Source organism: Microbispora cellulosiformans (genome assembly GCF_008728085.1).
Taxonomy (GTDB): domain Bacteria; phylum Actinomycetota; class Actinomycetes; order Streptosporangiales; family Streptosporangiaceae; genus Microbispora; species Microbispora amethystogenes.
Genome location: NZ_VYTZ01000012.1, coordinates 153378 through 171069 on the forward strand (window position 1 = coordinate 153378; position 17692 = coordinate 171069).

The following is a 17692-nucleotide window of genomic DNA, read 5'->3' on the forward strand; positions in this document are numbered from 1 at the left end:
AAAACATCAATCACTGGTAGCATGACACGCGTGAGTGACGCACACAACGGTGATCCCCGCATCGTCGGAGGGCATCTCGCGCTCGACCTGGTCAACACGGTGGCGCCCCGGGTGCCCGGCGGGTCCGCGCATCACGAGTACCTGCCCGGCCCCGCCGCGCTGCTGGTGTGGGCGGAGCGCGCGGGGGCCGTCGGCGCGGAGGAGGCGCGGGCGGTGGCGCAGGCCTGGTCTGCCGTTCCCTCGTCCGCCGCCCAGGCGTGGCACGCCGCCCTGGAGATCAGGGAGTCCGTCTACACAGTGCTGGCGGCCGGCCCGCCGATCGCCGCGGCCGCAGGGGCCGGGACGTCGAATGCCGAGACGCTGGGGGCCGGAACGCCGGGCGCTGGGGCGTTGACGGCTGAAGTTCCGGCGGTCGGCATTCCGGCGACATGGGCGTCGGCCGCGTCTCCAGCGGGAGCGGGGAGCGGCCCGAGTCCGGAATCCGAGGTGGTCGGGGCGCTCGAACGACTCGGGCTGCGGTGGGCGGGCGCCGCGGCACGCTCCGCGCTCGTCCCCGAGGCCACCCCGACCGTCCCGGAAAGCGCCCCGCCCATCCTCAAGGCCACCCCGACCGTCCCGGAAAGCGCCCCGCTGGTCCCCGAGGCCGCCCCGCTGGTCCCTGAAAGCGCCCCGCCTGTCCCTGGGGCTGCGCCGGGCCGCGCGGTGCGGCTGCTGGTGGGCACCAGCCCCGCGCTCCTGGTGCCGGACCGGCTCGCCCACGCGGCCGTGGAGTTCCTGTCCACGGCAGACCTGCGGCGGCTGCGGGTGTGCCCCCTGGCGGAGGGCGGGTGCGGGTGGCTGTTCCTCGACCACAGCCGCAACGGCTCACGCCGCTGGTGCGCGATGGAGGACTGCGGGTCGCAGGCCAAGGCCCGGCGGCTCACGGAGAGACGCCGGGCCAGGCGAGCTACCGGTGAAAACGGCTAGACCGGTAGCGTCAGGGGTTGAAGAAGACCATCAGGAAGAGGATGACGAGCCAGATCAGCGCGCTGATCCCGCCGAGCGCGGCGATCCGCCCGGTCTGCACCTTGGCGTCGTCCTCAGGCGACTCGGTGGACAGCGCCTCGATCGCCGTGCGCTGGTCCCGCTCGACGATCACCAGCAGGACGGCCGCCACCACGAACAGCGTCATCGACACCGACAGGTAGGGCGCCCCGAGGGCGCTGCGGCCCAGCAGCAGGCCGAACAGGAACACCCCGATCGTGAGCAGCCCGAACAACCGGGTCGAGCGGTGCAGATAACGCAGCACACCGAGATCCCGGGCCCTGATGTAACGCGGTGTGACGCTCGTGACCGCCGTCAGCGGGCCGAGCGCGAAGATCGCGAATCCTATGTGCAGCCACAGCAGCAGATGGTCGAGAGGCGACATGGGCCAGAGGTTATCGCGTCGGTTCCGTGCCGCACGTGCCACGGCACGCATCGGGGCACAGGCGATGCCGCGCCGGCCCGGGCGGGCCGGCGCCCGGCCTCACTTCCGGCGGCGCGGGCGGTTGTGGACCGACATCTCGTAGAGGACTCCGGTGAGGATCATGAGGACGACGAGGCCGACCGCTGCGAACATGGGAGCGCTCCTTCCACCGGCGTGTGGAACGACCAGCGCGAACACGGGGAGTGCCTGTCTATCGTCCGCCGATTGCAACCGGGTCGGCAATCGATTATCGATCGCGTCGGCGGCGGTCCCCGGATTCCGGGCCCCCGATCAGACCGTGCCGCCTGTCCGTATGTCTCCTTCCGCGGGCGTGCCGCGTGCCGGTGCAAGGCCGTCCCCCGTGACGCCTTTATCCCCTCAGGGTGCCCCGTGCGGGCCCTGCGTACCCCGTCCGGCCCTGCTCAGCGGGTGCGGCGGGCGCGCAGGAAGTCGCTGACGACGTACTCGCCGAGCCGGTCGGCGCTGGCGGAGAAGACCCGGCCGCCGTTGCGCCGGGCCACCTCGTTGACGAACTCGCGCAGCCGGTCGTCGGCGGCCAGCATGAAGACGTTGATCGTCGCGCGGCGCCGGGTCATCTTGTCGACCTCGGCGAGCGTGAGCGTCAGCGTCTCCTGCGAGGGCGGCCACTCGAACCGGGGCGAGCCGTTCCGCATCAGGTGCGCCGTCGGCTCGCCGTCGGTCACCACGAGGACCACCGGCTCGAAGTCGGGGTGCCGGTCGAGGTGACGGCCCGCGATCAGCAGCGCGTGGTGCAGGTTGGTGCCCTGCACCATGTCCCATTCGAGCCCGGCGAGCTCGTCCGGCCGCAGCACCCGCGCGTAGTTCGAGAAGCCGATGATCTGCACGGCGTCCTGGGGGAACTTCGAGGCGACCAGCGCCTGGAGCGCCAGCGCGGTCTGCTTCGCCGCCGCCCAGGTGCCGCGCAGGGCCATCGAGTACGACAGGTCGACCAGCAGGCACACGGCCGCCGCCGAGCGCCGCTCGGTCTCCACCACCTCGAAGTCGTCGACGGACAGGGTCACCGGGGCGCCCCCGCCGCGCCGTACGCCGTTGACGACGGTCCGTACGACGTCGATCGGCTGTTCGTCCCCGAAGCGCCACTGCCGGGTCGATCCGGTCGGCTCACCGGCCGTCCCGGCGTCGCGCTGGTCGTGGTCGCCGCGGCGGCCGGACTCCAGGGAGGAGAACACCCGGCGCAGGGCGGTCTCGCCGAGCCGCCGTACGGCCTTGGGGGTGAGCTCCAGCTTGCCGCGGTTGCGCCGCAGGTAGCCCTGGGCCTCCAGCTCGCGCTCGACCTGGCGCAGGGACTCCAGGTCGTCCACCGCCGAACGGCCGAGGGCCCGGCGGACGGCCTCCTCGTCGACATCGTCGAGCCGGGCGCCGGGGTAGTCCTGCCGGAGCGCGGTCTCCAGGTCGCCGAGGTCGGCCAGTTCCTGCAGGGCGGTCACGGCGTCGCCCAGCTCCGTCGGCTGCTCGCCCGACACGCGTTCGGGAGCGCCCCAGGCGAGGTCGGGGCGGCGGGCGTAGAGGGCGTCGCCGAGCCGGCTCATCTGCTCGGCCAGGCCCGCCTGCTCCAGCGTGTGGTTGATCAGCCCGGCCAGTTCCTCGCGCTGCTCGGGGGTGAGCGAGGCCAGCAGCCGCTGGGCGGCGGCGGCGCGGCGGGCCAGCTGGTCGACCAGCTCGTCCAGATTCCGCGGGTTCTCGGGGAACATGTCCCCGTATTTCCGCATGAACTGATCGAAGTCATCCTGGCTGTGCTCGCCCCGGGCGTCCCGGTCGAGCATGTCGTTGAGATCCGACATCATCTGCCGGACCTGTTCCATCGCCGCCGGATCGGGGTTCGCCAGCGCGTCCCGCATGCCGCGGAACCGGCTGTCGAGGACCTCCCTGCGCAGCAGGTCGCGCAGTTCCTCGAACGTCTGCCGCGCGGCGGCCGACCGCCAGTCGTAGCCGGCGAGCTCCCGTACCGCGCGGGCGGTGTCGGAGGGCAGCGCGTCCAGCATCGCCTCGCGGAACCGGGCGTCGTCCAGCGCCTCCCCGGCCTCTCCCGAGCCCTCGGACTCCTGCCGGAGCTCCGCCCGCTCCTGGCCGATCGCCTTGTCGAGCAGGGCGCGGGCCCGCTCCAGCGTCCCGTCGAGCCGGGTGCCCTCCCGCAGCTCCCGGCGGCGGCGCCGCACCTGGCGGAGCAGATCCTCCAGGCCGCGCCGGTCGGGAGCGCCGGGGAGTCCCCGGCGCAGCAGGTCGCGCAGCGCGTCGAGCGGCGTCGAGCCGGACAGGACGGCGTCGCCCATCTCGTCGAGGGCCGCGCGCACGTCGTACGGCGGAGCCAGCGGATCGGGTCCGTCGTGGTACTCCCGGTAGAAGTAGCTCACGTGCGGTACACCATGCCGCCGTCGGTCTCGTCCTTGGACAGCCTGCGCATCAGGTAGAGCCCTTCCAGGGCGAACTCCAGCGCCGCGGCGGCGTGGCCGGGTGACTCGTCGCCCTCGCCCATGCCGAGCCTGGCCATCATCTTCGACAGCCCTTCGACGCGGCCGATGCGGCGCAGCAGCTCGGTGGCGGGCACCAGATCGCCCGACTCGACCTGAGCGCCCTCGCCGAACCGGTCCAGCAGCGGCGTGAGGTCGGCCCCGCCGAGCGTGCCGCGGAAGGTCTCCGCGGTGGCGCGGCGCAGCAGGTGGGAGAGCACGTCGACCTCCCGCCCCTCCTCGCTGACCTCGAACTCGACCTTGCCGCGCAGCGTGTGGACCACCCCGGGCAGGTCGCACACCCGCGTGACCGGCCGTTCCTCTCCGGTCAGCGCGGCCCGCCGTACGGCGGAGGCGGCGGCGGTCTCGGCCGCGGCGATCGAGAAGCGCGCCGACACGCCCGAGCGGGAGTCGACGGCGGTCGACTCGCGGACGAGGCGGGTGAACCTGGCGATCACCTCCACGAGGTGGTCGGGCAGGTCGGCGCCGAGGGCGTCGAGTTCGGCCTCCTGGCGGATCAGGACCAGCTCGTCCTCGATCGTCTGGGGGTAGTGCGTGCGGATCTCCGCGCCGAAGCGGTCCTTGAGCGGCGTGATGATCCGGCCGCGGTTGGTGTAGTCCTCGGGGTTGGCGCTGGCGACCAGCAGGACGTCCAAGGGCAGGCGGAGGTTGTAGCCGCGGACCTGGATGTCGCGCTCCTCCAGCACGTTCAGCAGCGCCACCTGGATGCGTTCGGCCAGGTCGGGCAGTTCGTTGACGGAGAAGACGCCCCTGTTGGTGCGGGGGACCAGGCCGTAGTGCACCGTCTCCGGGTCGCCGAGCGTGCGGCCTTCGGCGATCTTGATGGGGTCCACGTCGCCGATCAGGTCACCGACGGAGGTGTCCGGGGTGGCCAGCTTCTCGCCGTACCGGTCCCCGCGGTGCTTCCACGCGACCGGCAGGTCGTCGCCGTGCTCGGCGGCCAGCCGCCGGCAGCGCACGCAGGCGGGGGCGTACGGATGGTCGTTGATCTCGCAACCCTCGACCACGGGCGACCACTCGTCGAGCAGGCCGGTGATGGTGCGGATCAGCCGGGTCTTGCCCTGGCCGCGCTCACCGAGGAGCACGAGGTCGTGCCCGGCGATCAGCGCCCTCTCCAGGTGCGGCAGGACGGTCTCGTCGAAGCCGACGATGCCGGGGAACCGGGACTCGCCGGAACGTAGCCTGGCCAGCAGGTTCTCCCTGATCTCGGCCTTGACCGTCCGGTGTCGATGTCCACTCTCGCGCAGTTCACGCAGAGTGCTGAGGGCAGGCGTGGGCGATTTGTGCACGGAGTCGAGCCTACGTCCCCGCCCGGTGATCCGGCAGCGGGGTCGCGTCATCCGGGCCCGTCATTCAGGCCCGTGATCCGTGCCGTGATCCGTGCCGTGATCGGGCCGTGCGAGCGCGATTCACCGGGCGTACCGTGCGTTGACCTCCGTTCAGTGGGGAGAATCGTGGAAACGACCGGCCGATGAGAAGCGGTCGCGAAAGAGAGGGCGAGACGATGGCGGTAATGACGAGCCGCTTCGCCGACGGTCTCGCCGTGGGCGCCAACCTGGAGGAGGCGGCCGAGACCGCCGTACGCCAGGCGCTGGCCGGCCTGTCGGGTCCGCCGGACCTGGTCTGTTTCTTCGTCTGCGGAGACGACCCCGATGACGTGGCCCGGGCGGGGCAGCGGGCGATGTCCGTCGCCTCCGGGGCCGACGTGATCGGATGCAGCGCGACGGGCGTGATCGGCCACGGCCAGGGCGTGGAGCTCGCCCCGGCGGTCAGCGCGTGGGCCGCGTCCCTCGACGGGGCCAGGATCGACGCGTTCGCGCTGGAGACGCTGCGGACCGAGGACAAGTTCGTGGTCGTGGGGCTGCCCGAGCGGGTTCCGGACGACCGGGTGGCGATCCTCCTGGCCGATCCCTACAGCTTCCCGACCGACGCCTTCGTCGAGCACTCCGACGAGGTGCTGGAAGGCCTGCCGGTCGTCGGCGGCCTGGCGAACGGCCTGCAGGGCCGCGGGTCCGTCCGGCTGTTCGCCAACGGCGAGGTGCACGAGTCGGGCGCCATCGGGGTGGTCATCGGCGGTGAGGTGAACGTGAGCACGGTGGTGAGCCAGGGCTGCCGGCCGATAGGCCCGACCATGGTCGTCACCCGTGCCGAGGACAACGTGCTGCTCGAACTCGCCGGACAGCCCGCCCTCGCCCGCCTTGAGGACATCGTGAGCGACCTCGACGAGGAGGACCGGGAACTGGTCGCCGCCGGCTTACAGATCGGCATCGCCATGGACGAGTACGCCGAGCGCCACGAGCGGGGCGACTTCCTGATCCGGGGGGTCATCGGCATCGACCCCGAGCGGGAGGCGGTCGCCATCGGCGACGTGGTCGAGATCGGCAGGACCGTGCGGTTCCAGGTCAGGGACGCCGAAGCGGCCGACGAGGACCTCTACGAACTGCTCGACGCCCATCTGCGCGACACCGGCAGGGCCGACGGCGCGCTGCTGTTCTCCTGCAACGGCCGCGGTTCCGGGATGTTCGACTCGGCCGACCACGACGCGCTGGCCGTACGCGAGACGCTGGGGCCGATCGGGGTCGCGGGGTTCTTCGCGGCGGGGGAGGTCGGGCCGGTCGCCGGGCACAACCACGTCCACGGGTTCACCGCCTCGCTGCTCGTCTTCTCCTCCGGCCCCTCCGGCGCGGGGAAGGGCGCGTGAGCGATCTCACCCTGGCCGTCGACATCGGCGGCACGAAGTTCGCGGCCGGGCTGGTGGAGCCGGACGGGCGGGTCGTGGCCGCAGAGCGGGTCGCGACACCCCGGGGCGGCGACGCGGAGACCCTGTGGGAGACCCTGACCGGCCTGCTCGACCGGCTGGAACCGCCCCCGGGCGTCGCGGGCGTGGGAATCGGCTGCGGCGGCCCGATGACCTGGCCCGCCGGGGAGGTCTCCCCGCTCAATATGGGCGGCTGGCGCGGTTTTCCGCTGCGGGAGCGGCTCGCCGCGCGGTTCCCCGGCATCCCGGTCCGCATCCACAACGACGCGATCTGCCTGGCCGTGGCCGAGCACTGGCGCGGCGCGGGGCGGGGGAGCGCGGCCATGCTCGGGATGGTCGTGTCGACCGGCGTCGGCGGCGGCCTGATCCTCGGCGGCAGGATCGTCGACGGCGGGACGGGCAACGCCGGTCACGTCGGTCACGTCGTGGTCGATCCCGGGGGACCGCCGTGCGGCTGCGGCGGCAACGGCTGCCTGGAGGCGGTCGCCCGCGGTCCCGGGCTCGCCGCCTGGGCGCTCGCCCAGGGCTGGTCGCCCGGCGGCGCCGGTTCGCCCGGCCGCACCGGTTCGCCCGGCCGCGCCCGATCTCCGGAGGACCCGGGCGGGGAGCCGTCCGGGCAGGACGGGGAGCTTTACCGGGAGGAGGGGACGGCCACCGCGCGGCGCCTGGCCGCCGACGCGGCGGCGGGCGACCCGATCGCGCTGGCCGCGATGACGCGGGCCGGGCGGGCCCTCGGCATCGCGATCGCCTCGGCCGTCAACCTCTGCGACCTCGACCTCGTGACGATCGGCGGCGGGCTCAGCCAGGCCGGCGGCCTGCTCTTCGGGCCGCTGGAGGAGGCGCTGCGCGAGCACACCCGGATGGGGTTCGCCCAGCGGGTGCGGGTCGTGCCCGCCGCGCTCGGCCAGGACGCCGGCCTCGTCGGCGCCGCCGCCCTGGTGATCGCTGGCGACCGGTACTGGTCGCCCGGGCCGTGACGACGCGCTCGGCCCACGCCCCCTGTTCCCGCGGAACCTGTGATGATGGGCGCATGGCTGTCCCACAGGTGACGTACGACGACGTCGTCGCCGCGCGCGCGATGCTGTCCGAGGTGGCGGCGCTGACGCCGGTGCTGCACTCGCGGGTGCTGTCCGAGACCGTCGGCGGCTCGGTCCACCTCAAGTGCGAGAACCTGCAGCGGGCCGGGTCGTTCAAGATCCGCGGCGCGTACGTGCGCATCGCGCGGCTGACCGCGGAGGAGCGGGCCCGGGGGGTGGTCGCGGCCAGCGCGGGCAATCACGCCCAGGGGGTGGCGCTCGGCTCGTCCCTGCTCGGGGCCAAGGCGACCGTCTACATGCCCGAGGGCGCGCCGCTGCCGAAGGTGGAGGCCACCCGGGCGTACGGCGCGGACGTGGTGTTCGCCGGGCACACCGTGGACGAGGCCCTCCGGGCGGCCAGGGAGCACGCGGAGCGCACCGGGGCGGTGTTCATCCACCCGTTCGACCACCCCGACGTCGTCGCCGGGCAGGGCACGGTCGGCCTGGAGATCCTGGAGCAGCTTCCCGGCACGGCCACGATCGTGCTGCCGATCGGCGGCGGCGGCCTGGCCGCGGGCGTCGCGCTCGCGGTGAAGTCCCAGCGCCCGGGAATCAAGGTGGTGGGGGTCCAGGCGGAGCGGGCCGCCGCCTATCCCGACTCGCTGGCCGCGGGCCACCCGGTGATGGTCGTGCCGACGTCGACGATGGCCGACGGCATCGCGGTCGGGCAGCCGGGCGAGCTGCCGTTCGAACTGATCCACTACCTCGTCGACAGCGTCGTCACCGTCTCGGAGGAGTCGCTGTCGCGGGCCCTGCTGCTCTGCCTCGAACGCTCGAAGCTGCTGGTGGAACCGGGCGGCGTGGCGGGGGTGGCCGCGCTGCTCGACCATCCCGAGGCGTTCGAGCCTCCGGTGGTCGCCGTGCTGTCCGGCGGGAACATCGACCCGCTGCTGCTGGCCCGGGTGCTGCGGCACGGCCTTGCCGCGGCCGGCCGCTACCTCGCCTTCCGCATCCGGCTGACCGACCGGCCCGGCGCGCTCGCCGTGCTGCTGGCCAGGCTGGCGGATCTCGGGGTCAACGTGCTCGACGTGGTCCACGAGCGGTTCGGCTCCCGGCTGCACCTCGACGAGGCCGAGGTCCTGCTGCAACTGGAGACCCGGGGGCCCGCGCACGGCGACGAGGTGCTCGGCGCGCTGCGGCGGCACGGCTACCGCATCGACGCGGAGTACGGCCTCCAGCTGGGCGGCGAGGGCGTCGTCGCGGCTCTGCGGCCCTGACCGGGCGGGTCAGGCGACCGGCGCCGGGCGTCCCGGCCGGAACAGCCAGGCGTCGAACAGCGGCTTGAGGTTCTTCCCGGAGACGCGCTCGGCCAGCGCGACGAACTCGGGCGTCGTGACGCTGCCGTACCGGTGCGCGGCGGTCCACTGCCTGATCAGCGGGAAGAACTTCTGGTCGCCGATCTCCCGGCGCAGGGCGTGCAGCGTCATCGCGCCACGCGTGTAGACCGCGGCGTTGAACAGGTCGTCGGCGCGGGCCACCCCCGGGGGATAGCTCCACATCGCGTCCGCCTCGTTCGCGTAGTAGCGGCGGAAGGTCGCGTCGGCGGTTCCCTGGCCGTTGTGCTCCGCCCAGAGCCACTCGGCGTACGTCGCGAAGCCCTCGTTCAGCCACAGGTCACGCCAGCGGCCGATGCTCAGGCTGTCGCCGAACCACTGGTGGGCCAGTTCGTGCGCGATGATGGCCGGCTCGGGCGTGAAGCCGCCGTAGATCGGCTTGGTCTGGTTCTCCAGCGCGTACCCCACCGCGTGGTCGTCGATCACCCCGCCCGTGGAGGAGAAGGGGTACGGCCCGAAGACGCTCGACCAGTAGTCGGTGATCCTGCCCGTCTGGGTGATCAGGGTGTCGAGCGAGCCGCGGAACGAGTCGGCCACGGCGGCGTAGATCGGCAGCCCACCGCCGCTCGTGCCGGTGCGCACCTGGAACTTCCCGGTCGTCATCGTGGCGAGGTAGCTCGCCATCGGGTGCTTCTCGCGCCAGACGAACGTGGTCTTTCCCGCCGTGGTGCGCGGCGTCCCGGACAGCTCCCCGTTGGCGATCGCGGTCAGCCCCGCGGGCACGGTGATCTGGAAGTCGTACGTCGCCTTGTCGGCGGGGTGGTCGTTGGCGGGGAACCACGTCTTGGCGCCGTTCGGCTCGCAGGTGACGAAGGCGCCGTCCGGCGTGGCGATGAAGCCGTACTCGCCGAGGCTCGCCGACCGCAGCGACTGGGGCACGCCGGAGTAGTCGACCGTCACCGCGAACTTCCCGCCGCCCGCGATCCGCCCGGCCGGTGTCACCACGAGCTCGTCGTCCCGCCGGTCGAACGTGGCCGCCGCGCCGTCCACCGTCACCCGGCTCACCGTGAGCCCGTGCAGGTCGAGGTCGAACGACGTCAGGTCCTGCGTGGCCTTCGCCCGGATCGCCGTGCTGCCCGCGAGGTTCCGCGACGCCGGGTCGTAGGACAGTGTGAGGTCGTAGTGCTCGACGTCGTAGCCGCCGTTGCCGTCACCGGGGAAGTCGGGGTCCCCGATCCCGGGAGCGCCCGTCGTGCTTCCCGTGCCTGCCGTACGCGCGGTGGCCACGGGCGGGGCCGCGACAGTGGTCGCGCCCTGCGAGGCCGAGGCGGCGGCGCTCTGGGACGGCGCGCAGGCCGTGGCGGTCGCGACGGCGACGGCGCAGACGATCGCCGGGACGGCCGGGATGACTGGAGAACGGTTCAGCGGCATAGAGTCGCCACTCTACGCGAGGCGGAGGCGTGCTCCGCGTCGCCACGTCAGGGTGTCTCCCCTGCTCACAGGGGGCTCAGGCGTCCACGACGAGGGTCCGGGCGGCCTTGTCGTGCAGGGCCTGCTTCCTGGGGTCGAACAGGATCCACCCGAGGTCGACCAGCCCCAGGCAGCAGAGCGAGCCGAGCACGGTCATCACCGCCTGCCGCACCGCGACCGGCCCGATACCGGCGGGTTCCCCGGTCTCCCGGACGACGCGCATGCCGAAGAGCCGCTTTCCCACCGTCTGCCCGTTCCAGTACGACTGGAGCAGCCAGTAGTAGAGGAACCCGATCACCGCGACGACGAGGCCGTCACTGGCCGGGATCCTCGTCACCACGCCCGTCACGTCGTCGTACGCGGCCCTCCAGTCGTCCCAGGTGACCGGCGCCGTGATCAGCGAGACGATCACGGCGTCCACGATCCCGGCGAACAGCCGCCGCCACCGCCCGGCGAGCCGCGGCGCCGTCTGCCCGAAGGGAGGGGGCGTCCAGGGACTCCGCGGTCCCTCGTACGGGGATCCCCCGGATGGGGGTTCCTCGTACGGGCTTCCCGGAGGCGGCGGCGTTCCCATGGCTCAATGGTCACCCCGCCGCCCTTCGGGCAAAGCCCGGCACGCGCAAAGTGTGCGTTAGAGGGTGCCCCGGCGCTCCTGCTCGCGCTCGATGGCCTCGAAGAGGGCCTTGAAGTTGCCCTTGCCGAAGCCGAGGGAGCCGTGGCGCTCGATGAGCTCGTAGAACACGGTCGGGCGGTCCAGTACGGGCTTGGTGAAGATCTGCAGCAGGTAGCCGTCCTCGTCGCGGTCCACCAGGATGCGGCGCTTCTTCAGCTCCTCGACCGGCACGCGGACCTCGCCGATGCGGGAGCGCAGTTCCGGGTCGTCGTAGTAGGAGTCGGGCGTGTCGAGGAACTCGACGCCGGCCTGCCGCATCGCGTCCACCGTCGCGACGATGTCGTTGGTGGCCAGCGCGACGTGCTGCACGCCCGGGCCGCCGTAGAACTCCAGGAACTCCTCGATCTGCGACTTCTTCTTGCCCTCGGCCGGCTCGTTCAGGGGGAACTTGACCTTGCGGGTGCCGTCCGCGACGACCTTGGACATCAGCGCGGAGTACTCGGTCGCGATGTCGTCGCCGATGAACTCCGCCATCTTGGTGAAGCCCATGACCTTCTCGTAGAACCCGACCCACTCCTCCATGTGCTCGACGTTGCCGACGCAGTGGTCGACCGCCTGGAAGAACCGGCCGTTCTTCACCGCGGGAGGCGCGACGATGGGCTCGGCCGCGACGTATCCGGGCAGGTAGGGGCCGGTGTAGTTGGCCCGGTCGACCAGCGTGTGCCGGGTCTCGCCGTACGTCGCGATCGCCGCGACGACGACCTTGCCGTGCTCGTCCTCCACGACGTGGGGCTCCTCCAGCCCCCGGGCGCCCTGCTGCAGCGCGTACCGGTAAGCCCCCTCCACGTCGGGCACGTCCAGCGCGAGGTCGATCACGCCGTCGCCGTGGTCGGCCACGTGCCGCGCGAGCGGCGTGCCCGCCCGTACGGCCCCGCGCAGCTCGAAGCGCGCCGACCCCGAGACGAGGACGTACGCCACCTCGTCGCGACTGCCGGTCTCCGGCCCCCGGTAGGCCACCAGGCGCATCCCGAAGGCGGTCGAGTAGTAGTGGGCGGCCTGCTTCGCGTTGCCGACCGCGAAGACCACCGCGTCCATGCCGTGAACCGGAAAGACATCGTTCATGTGACAACTGTCGGTTGGTGTAGCCAAATTGTGCAACAGTGAGTTGATTCGGTGGACAAGTTGCTCAGTCTCTATGCTTGTGAAGGGGAAATCGTTATGACGATTGACCACCTCGACGCCCGGCTCGTCGCGCTGCTGGCCGCCGAGCCCAGGATCGGCGTGCTGGAGTGCTCCCGCAGGCTCGACGTCGCCCGGGGGACGGTGCAGGCACGGCTCGATCGAATGGCCGCGAAGGGGGTCATCACGGGCTACGGCCCGGACATCGATCCGGCCGCGCTCGGCTTCGACGTGACCGCCTTCGTGACGCTGCACATCAGGCAGGTCGCGGGGCACGTGCCGGTGGCCGACCAGCTCGCGGGCATCCCCGAGGTCCTGGAGGTCCACACGATCACCGGCGGGGGAGACATGCTCTGCCGGGTGGTCGCCCGGAGCAACGCCGACCTCCAGCGCGTCATCGACCTGATCGTGGACGTGCAGGGGGTCGTGCGGACCGAGTCGGTGATCGCGCTCGACACGCCGGTGCCGTACCGGACCCTTCCCCTCGTACGGGCGGCGGGCGGCTGATCGGGGCGCGGGGGGTCATGTTGGCGCGGTTTATCCACAGGCGCTTGTCCGCGGGGCATCTTTTCCACAGAGGTGACGGGGAGTGCGGAACCATCGTGGGCCATCGTTTACCGTGGTTGCATTCGCCCAGCTCACGGGGCCACAAGCGGGCGTATCGGGGGTATCGGACTTATCGGGGGTCACAGGGTGGGCAACACCGGGGAGGGCCCGGTCGGGGAGGGCTCGGCCGAGGGGGGCCCGGGCGAGGGAAGCGCCGTCGCGCCGGGTGCGGCGCACGGCGGCGCGGCCGGGGCAGGCGGGGGCGGCGCACACGGAGACTCGGGGGACGGTGGTGGACGGCCGAGACGCCGTGGACGCCGGCGGCTTCCGCGCGTCCTGCTCGTCTGCCTCGCCACCTCGATCGCCGGGCTGGTCGTGTTCCTCGCCGTCGTGTGGGCGCTGACCCCGATTCCGGGCGGCACCCAGGAGCTGGCGACCGCCCAGGGATCGGTGATCTACTACCGGGACGGCAAAACGGTCCTCGCCACCGAGGGCGTCAACCGCAAGAACGTGCCGCTCTCACGGGTGCCCAAGGTGGTCAGGGACGCCGTGATCGCCGCCGAGAACCGCACCTTCTACCGGGACCAGGGCGTCTCCGTGCAGGGCACGGCGCGTGCCCTCTGGTCGACGGTCACCGGCAAGCAGCTTCAGGGCGGCTCCACGATCACCCAGCAGATGGTCCGCAACTACTACAGCGGCCTCGGCCAGGAACGCTCCGTCGGGCGCAAGCTCAAGGAGATCATGATCGCGCTCAAGGTGGATCGCTCCAAGCCGAAGGACTGGGTGCTGGAGCGCTACCTCAACACGATCTACTTCGGCCGCGGGGCGTACGGCATCCAGGCCGCCTCCCGCGCCTACTTCGACAAGGACGTGCAGAACCTCACGCCGGCGGAGGGGGCCTACCTCGCCGCCGTGATCCAGCAGCCCACCCGTTTCGCCGATCCCACCGGCGCCGCACTCGACGCGGTCAGGGCGCGGTGGGCGTCGGTGGTCCAGGGCATGCGCGAGATCGGCGCGATCAGCCGCGAGGAGGCCGGGGCGCAGACGTTCCCCACACTCGCCAGGCAGCGGCCGCCGCTGTCCCTGGGCGGCCAGAACGGCTACATGCTCGCGCAGGTGCGGGCCGAGCTCAACCGGCTGGGCTTCACCGACGAGGACATCAACCACGGCGGCCTGAAGGTCACCACGACGTTCGACAAGAAGCTCATGTCCCTCGCCGCCGAAGCGGTGCGGTCGGTGCTGCCCGACGGCACCCCGAAGAAGGTCCGCACCGGCCTCGCGGCCGTCGACCCCGGCAGCGGTGAGGTCGTCGCCTTCTACGGCGGGCGATACGAGACCAACCAGTACGACAACGCCTTCTCCGCCAAGGTCCAGGCCGGATCGACCTTCAAGCCCTACACGCTGGCCGCGGCGCTCGAAGCCGGATACGGGCTCGACACGCTGGTGTACGGCAACTCGCCCATCACCATCGGGTCCGCGAGCATCCCCAACTCCGGCGGCAGGTCCTACGGCCCGGCGATTCCGCTGGCCCAGGCAACGCAATACTCGGTCAACACCGCCTTCGTCGACCTCGGGCAGCGGATCGGCCTCGACAAGGTCGTCGCGGCGGCCCGGGCGGCCGGCATCCCCGAGGCGCAGCTCGCCCCCCACGCGAAGGCCGCCACGCTCCCGCTCGGGGTGGCGTCGGTGAGCGCCGTGCAGCAGGCCTCCGGGTTCGCCACCTTCGCCGCAGGCGGGATCCACCGCGAGGCCCACGTGATCAGGTCCGTCACCGACGGCAGCGGGCTCGTCCGCACGTTCTCGCCGCCCGGCACCCGGGCCTTCAGCGAGAACACCGCCGCCGACACGACGTACGCGCTGGAGCAGGTCGTGCTGAACGGCACCGGCACGGCCGCGCGGCTGTGGGACCGGCCGGCGGCCGGCAAGACCGGCACCACCGACGAGTCGGCCGCGGTCTGGTTCTCCGGGTACGTCCCGCAACTGGCGGTCGCCGTCGACATGTTCCGCGACGACAACAAGCCGGTGACCGTCCCCGGATACGGCGAGTTGTACGGCGGCACGCTTCCCGCGGAGATCTGGAAGACCTTCGTGGGCGCCGCCATGGAGGGCAAGCCGGTGAAGGAGTTCCCCGAGCCGGTCACCTGGAACCCCTACTACTCCTGGGACTACGGCAGGGCCACGCCCCAGCCGAGCGGCGATCCCAACGCCATCCCGATGGACCCCTCGGCCACCTTCCCGCCGTACGGGCCGGGGGCGCCGGGGCTGCCTCCCGGCGCGCCGGGAGACGAGGAACAGCCCGGCGGAACCGGCCCTGACGGCACGGGCCAGGACGGCGGCGGTCCGGAGCGCGGTGGCGGCGCCAACAACCTGCGCCCGAACGGTCTCCTCCCAGACGATCTCCGCCCGAACGACCCGGGCCGGGTCGATGACGGGGGGAGCGCGCCGGGCGGGCCCGGCACCGTGCAGGACGCCCCCGCGCCCGGCGGCGCCGACCGCACCGGCGCCGACCGCACGGGCGCGGGCACCGGCGGCGTCGGCACGGGCGGCAGAAGGAGCGCCGGCGGAGCCCCCACGGGCCTGCTGCCGTGAACCGCGCCGGAACCCCCGGATGGAGCGGCGTCTGGAGTGGTGCGTCACGAGGCGGGGGGAGCTACGGCGGAGATGCCGGTGAAGACGGCCCCCGGGTGGGGCGATGCCGTGAGGCACCGTCGACGCGACCGAGGCGATCGGCAGGGGCGATCGGCAGGGGCGATCGGCAGGGGGATGGGCAGCGGGCGTCGGCCCTGCGTCAGTTGGCCAGTTCGGCCCGTAGCTCGGCGGGGGTGGTCACCGGCGCCCGGCAGGTGAAGCGGCGGCACACGTAGGCCGCGGGGGAACCGCCGATCATGCCACGTCCCTCCAGCAGCGGCACGTCCACCGATCCGGCGTCTCCTGATCCGTCGCCCACCGATCCGTTGCCGGCGGATCCGTCGCCGAGGGCGACCACCAGGCCCGGCGCCTCGGACAGCAGGGCCGCCCGGTGCAGCGCCCGGGTGCGGGCGTCGCCGGGCGGGCCGACGATCGCCACCTCCACCGGCCCCCGCAGGGCGGCCTCCGCCACCGCGAGACCCCATCCGGCGAAACGGGCGTACCGCCCGGCCAGCGTGGAGACCGCGCCGAGCGCGGCCTCGGCCGCCTCCCGGTGCCGGGCCGAACCCGTCAGCGCGGCGTACGACAGCAGCGCGCCCGCCGCCGCGAACCGCCCGGACGGGGTGGCGTTGTCGGTGGGGTCCGCGGGCCGCTGGAACAGTTGTTCCCCGTCGTCCGGGGCGTCGTAGAACCCCCCGGAGCCGTCGGGGAACCGGGTCAGGATGGTTTCCAGCAGGTCGCCCGCCCGGTGGAACCAGCGGCTCTCGCCGGTGACGCCGTAAAGGGCGATGAACCCCTCCGCCGTGTTCGCGTAGTCCTCCAGCATGCCGGCGTTGGTCCCCGCCCGGCCGTCGCGTGAGGTGCGCAGCAGCCGGGCCGGGCCGCGGCTCACCGTGTGCAGGTCGTCGAGCAGCACGGCCGCCTCCCGCGCGGCGTCCACCAGCACGGGACGCTCGAACAGCGCGCCCACCTCGGCCAGGGCGGCGATCACCAGCCCGTTCCACGAGGCCACGATCTTGTCGTCCCGGCCCGGCCGCGGGCGCCGTTCCCGGGCGGCGCGCAGGGCCGTACGGATTCGGTCGAACCTCTCCGGATCGTCGGGGTCGGCCAGAAGCTGGAGCACCGACGTGCCGTGCTCGAACGTGCCCGTGACCTCGAACACCGAGGCCGCCCAGGCGCCGTCGTCCTCTCCGAGGACCTCGCGAAGCTGCTCGGGCGTCCAGACGTAGAACAGGCCCTCGCCGTGGGCGCCGTCCGGCCCCTCGCTGTCGGCGTCGAGGGCCGAGGCGAAGCCGCCCTCCGGGGTCCGCATCTCCCGCAGCAGCCACTCGGCGGTCTCCAGCGCCACCCGCCGGGCGAGGACCGAGCCCGTCGCGCGCCACCAGTGGGCGTAGACCCGCAGCAGCAGCGCGTTGTCGTACAGCATCTTCTCGAAGTGCGGCACCACCCAGTCGGCGTCGACGGAGTAGCGGGCGAAGCCGCCGCCGAGCTGGTCGTACAGGCCGCCCCTGGCCATGGCCTCCATGGTCGCCTCGGCCATGGACACCGCCTCGGGCGTGCCGTGCCGCAGCAGAAACTCCAGGACCATGGACGGCGGGAACTTCGGCGCCCCGCCGAAGCCGCCCCGCCGGTCGTCGAAGCCCTCCGCGAGGTTCCGTACGGCGAGGGCGAGCGTGCCGGCGTCCGGCAGCGGGCCCGACGGCACCCCGGTCTGCCCGCCGAGTGCCTCCACCACCTTCGCACCCTGGGTCAGCATGCCCTCCCGGTCCTGCCGCCAGGCCTCCGAGACGGCCTGCAGCAGCCGGTGGAAGTGCGGCCGGGGAAAGTAGGTCCCGGCGTAGAACGGATGCCCCTCCGGCGTGGCGAACACCGTCATCGGCCAGCCGCCCTGCCCGGTCATCGCCTGGACGGCGCCCATGTAGACGGCGTCCACATCGGGGCGTTCCTCGCGGTCGACCTTCACGTTGACGAACAGGTCGTTCATCTGCCGCGCGGTGGGCTCGTCCTCGAACGACTCATGCGCCATGACATGACACCAGTGACACGCCGAGTAGCCGACGCTGATCAGCAGGGGGACGTCACGCCTGCGCGCCTCCGCGAACGCCTCCTCGCCCCACGGAAACCAGTCCACCGGGTTGTCCACGTGTTGCAGGAGGTAAGGAGAGGTCTCGCCGCCCAGCCGGTTCATACG

Annotated in this window: 13 protein-coding genes; 6 read left to right on the top strand and 7 right to left on the bottom strand. The window is 72.6% G+C overall.

Going from position 1 to position 17692, the window contains the following annotated elements:
• The first annotated feature begins 30 nt into the window (after positions 1-30).
• Entirely contained in the window at positions 31-966 is a 936-nt protein-coding gene (locus F5972_RS37505) for a CGNR zinc finger domain-containing protein (RefSeq protein ID WP_225311977.1), read from the top strand.
• 10 nt (positions 967-976) lie between these two features.
• Here the strand turns inward: F5972_RS37505 and F5972_RS28430 are convergent, their stop codons facing one another.
• The 3 genes from F5972_RS28430 to F5972_RS28440 all read right to left on the bottom strand — a co-directional run bounded on the left by F5972_RS28430 (position 977) and on the right by F5972_RS28440 (position 5246).
• Positions 977-1408 carry a hypothetical protein gene (locus tag F5972_RS28430; RefSeq protein WP_150937670.1) on the bottom strand — a complete coding sequence of 144 codons (432 nt, stop codon included), beginning with the start codon at positions 1406-1408 and terminating at the stop codon, positions 977-979.
• Positions 1409-1869: 461 nt separating this feature from the next.
• Complete coding sequence (locus F5972_RS28435; protein WP_150937672.1) at positions 1870-3840, bottom strand: vWA domain-containing protein; 1971 nt, start codon at positions 3838-3840, stop codon at positions 1870-1872.
• On the bottom strand, positions 3837-5246 hold the full coding sequence (locus F5972_RS28440; protein WP_225311978.1) for a sigma 54-interacting transcriptional regulator: 1410 nt from the start codon (positions 5244-5246) through the stop codon (positions 3837-3839). Before F5972_RS28440 ends, F5972_RS28435 begins: the two co-directional genes overlap by 4 nt.
• Positions 5247-5470: 224 nt before the next feature.
• Between F5972_RS28440 and F5972_RS28445 the strand changes: the two genes are divergently transcribed.
• Genes F5972_RS28445 through ilvA form a run of 3 tightly spaced genes read left to right on the top strand, consistent with a single transcriptional unit; the run spans position 5471 to position 9008 of the window.
• Positions 5471-6658, top strand: a complete 1188-nt coding sequence (locus tag F5972_RS28445; protein ID WP_150937676.1) for an FIST signal transduction protein — start codon at positions 5471-5473, stop codon at positions 6656-6658.
• On the top strand, positions 6655-7692 hold the full coding sequence (locus F5972_RS28450; protein WP_150937678.1) for an ROK family protein: 1038 nt from the start codon (positions 6655-6657) through the stop codon (positions 7690-7692). The genes F5972_RS28445 and F5972_RS28450 overlap by 4 nt, the downstream gene beginning before the upstream one ends.
• A gap of 53 nt (positions 7693-7745) precedes the next feature.
• Positions 7746-9008 carry a threonine ammonia-lyase gene (gene ilvA, locus F5972_RS28455; protein ID WP_150937679.1) on the top strand — a complete coding sequence of 421 codons (1263 nt, stop codon included), beginning with the start codon at positions 7746-7748 and terminating at the stop codon, positions 9006-9008.
• A 9-nt stretch (positions 9009-9017) separates the two neighbouring features.
• Here the strand turns inward: ilvA and F5972_RS28460 are convergent, their stop codons facing one another.
• The 3 genes from F5972_RS28460 to hppD all read right to left on the bottom strand — a co-directional run bounded on the left by F5972_RS28460 (position 9018) and on the right by hppD (position 12270).
• Positions 9018-10496, bottom strand: a complete 1479-nt coding sequence (locus F5972_RS28460) for a M1 family metallopeptidase (protein WP_150937682.1) — start codon at positions 10494-10496, stop codon at positions 9018-9020.
• 76 nt (positions 10497-10572) lie between these two features.
• Positions 10573-11109, bottom strand: coding sequence for an RDD family protein (locus F5972_RS28465; RefSeq protein ID WP_150937684.1), 537 nt, complete (start codon positions 11107-11109; stop codon positions 10573-10575).
• A gap of 57 nt (positions 11110-11166) precedes the next feature.
• Positions 11167-12270, bottom strand: a complete 1104-nt coding sequence (gene hppD, locus F5972_RS28470) for a 4-hydroxyphenylpyruvate dioxygenase (protein WP_150937686.1) — start codon at positions 12268-12270, stop codon at positions 11167-11169.
• A 96-nt stretch (positions 12271-12366) separates the two neighbouring features.
• Between hppD and F5972_RS28475 the strand changes: the two genes are divergently transcribed.
• Both F5972_RS28475 and F5972_RS28480 read left to right on the top strand, forming a co-directional pair.
• Entirely contained in the window at positions 12367-12834 is a 468-nt protein-coding gene (locus F5972_RS28475; RefSeq protein WP_150937689.1) for an Lrp/AsnC family transcriptional regulator, read from the top strand.
• A gap of 186 nt (positions 12835-13020) precedes the next feature.
• Complete coding sequence (locus tag F5972_RS28480; RefSeq protein ID WP_225311979.1) at positions 13021-15462, top strand: transglycosylase domain-containing protein; 2442 nt, start codon at positions 13021-13023, stop codon at positions 15460-15462.
• Positions 15463-15661: 199 nt separating this feature from the next.
• On the opposite strand, the gene F5972_RS28485 is transcribed toward F5972_RS28480, so the two are convergent.
• Positions 15662-17689 carry a thioredoxin domain-containing protein gene (locus F5972_RS28485; RefSeq protein WP_150937691.1) on the bottom strand — a complete coding sequence of 676 codons (2028 nt, stop codon included), beginning with the start codon at positions 17687-17689 and terminating at the stop codon, positions 15662-15664.
• Positions 17690-17692 lie beyond the last annotated feature (3 nt).

Bases quoted from the DNA above. Each gene is read 5' to 3' on its own strand.
- F5972_RS28430 (WP_150937670.1), bottom strand. From the start codon at position 1,408: ATGTCGCCTCTCGACCATCTGCTGCTGTGGCTGCACATAGGATTCGCG.
- hppD (WP_150937686.1), bottom strand. From the start codon at position 12,270: ATGAACGATGTCTTTCCGGTTCACGGCATGGACGCGGTGGTCTTCGCG.
- F5972_RS28485 (WP_150937691.1), bottom strand. From the start codon at position 17,689: ATGAACCGGCTGGGCGGCGAGACCTCTCCTTACCTCCTGCAACACGTG.
- ilvA (WP_150937679.1), top strand. From the start codon at position 7,746: ATGGCTGTCCCACAGGTGACGTACGACGACGTCGTCGCCGCGCGCGCG.
- F5972_RS28475 (WP_150937689.1), top strand. From the start codon at position 12,367: ATGACGATTGACCACCTCGACGCCCGGCTCGTCGCGCTGCTGGCCGCC.
- F5972_RS28445 (WP_150937676.1), top strand. From the start codon at position 5,471: ATGACGAGCCGCTTCGCCGACGGTCTCGCCGTGGGCGCCAACCTGGAG.
- F5972_RS28460 (WP_150937682.1), bottom strand. From the start codon at position 10,496: ATGCCGCTGAACCGTTCTCCAGTCATCCCGGCCGTCCCGGCGATCGTC.
- F5972_RS28465 (WP_150937684.1), bottom strand. From the start codon at position 11,109: ATGGGAACGCCGCCGCCTCCGGGAAGCCCGTACGAGGAACCCCCATCC.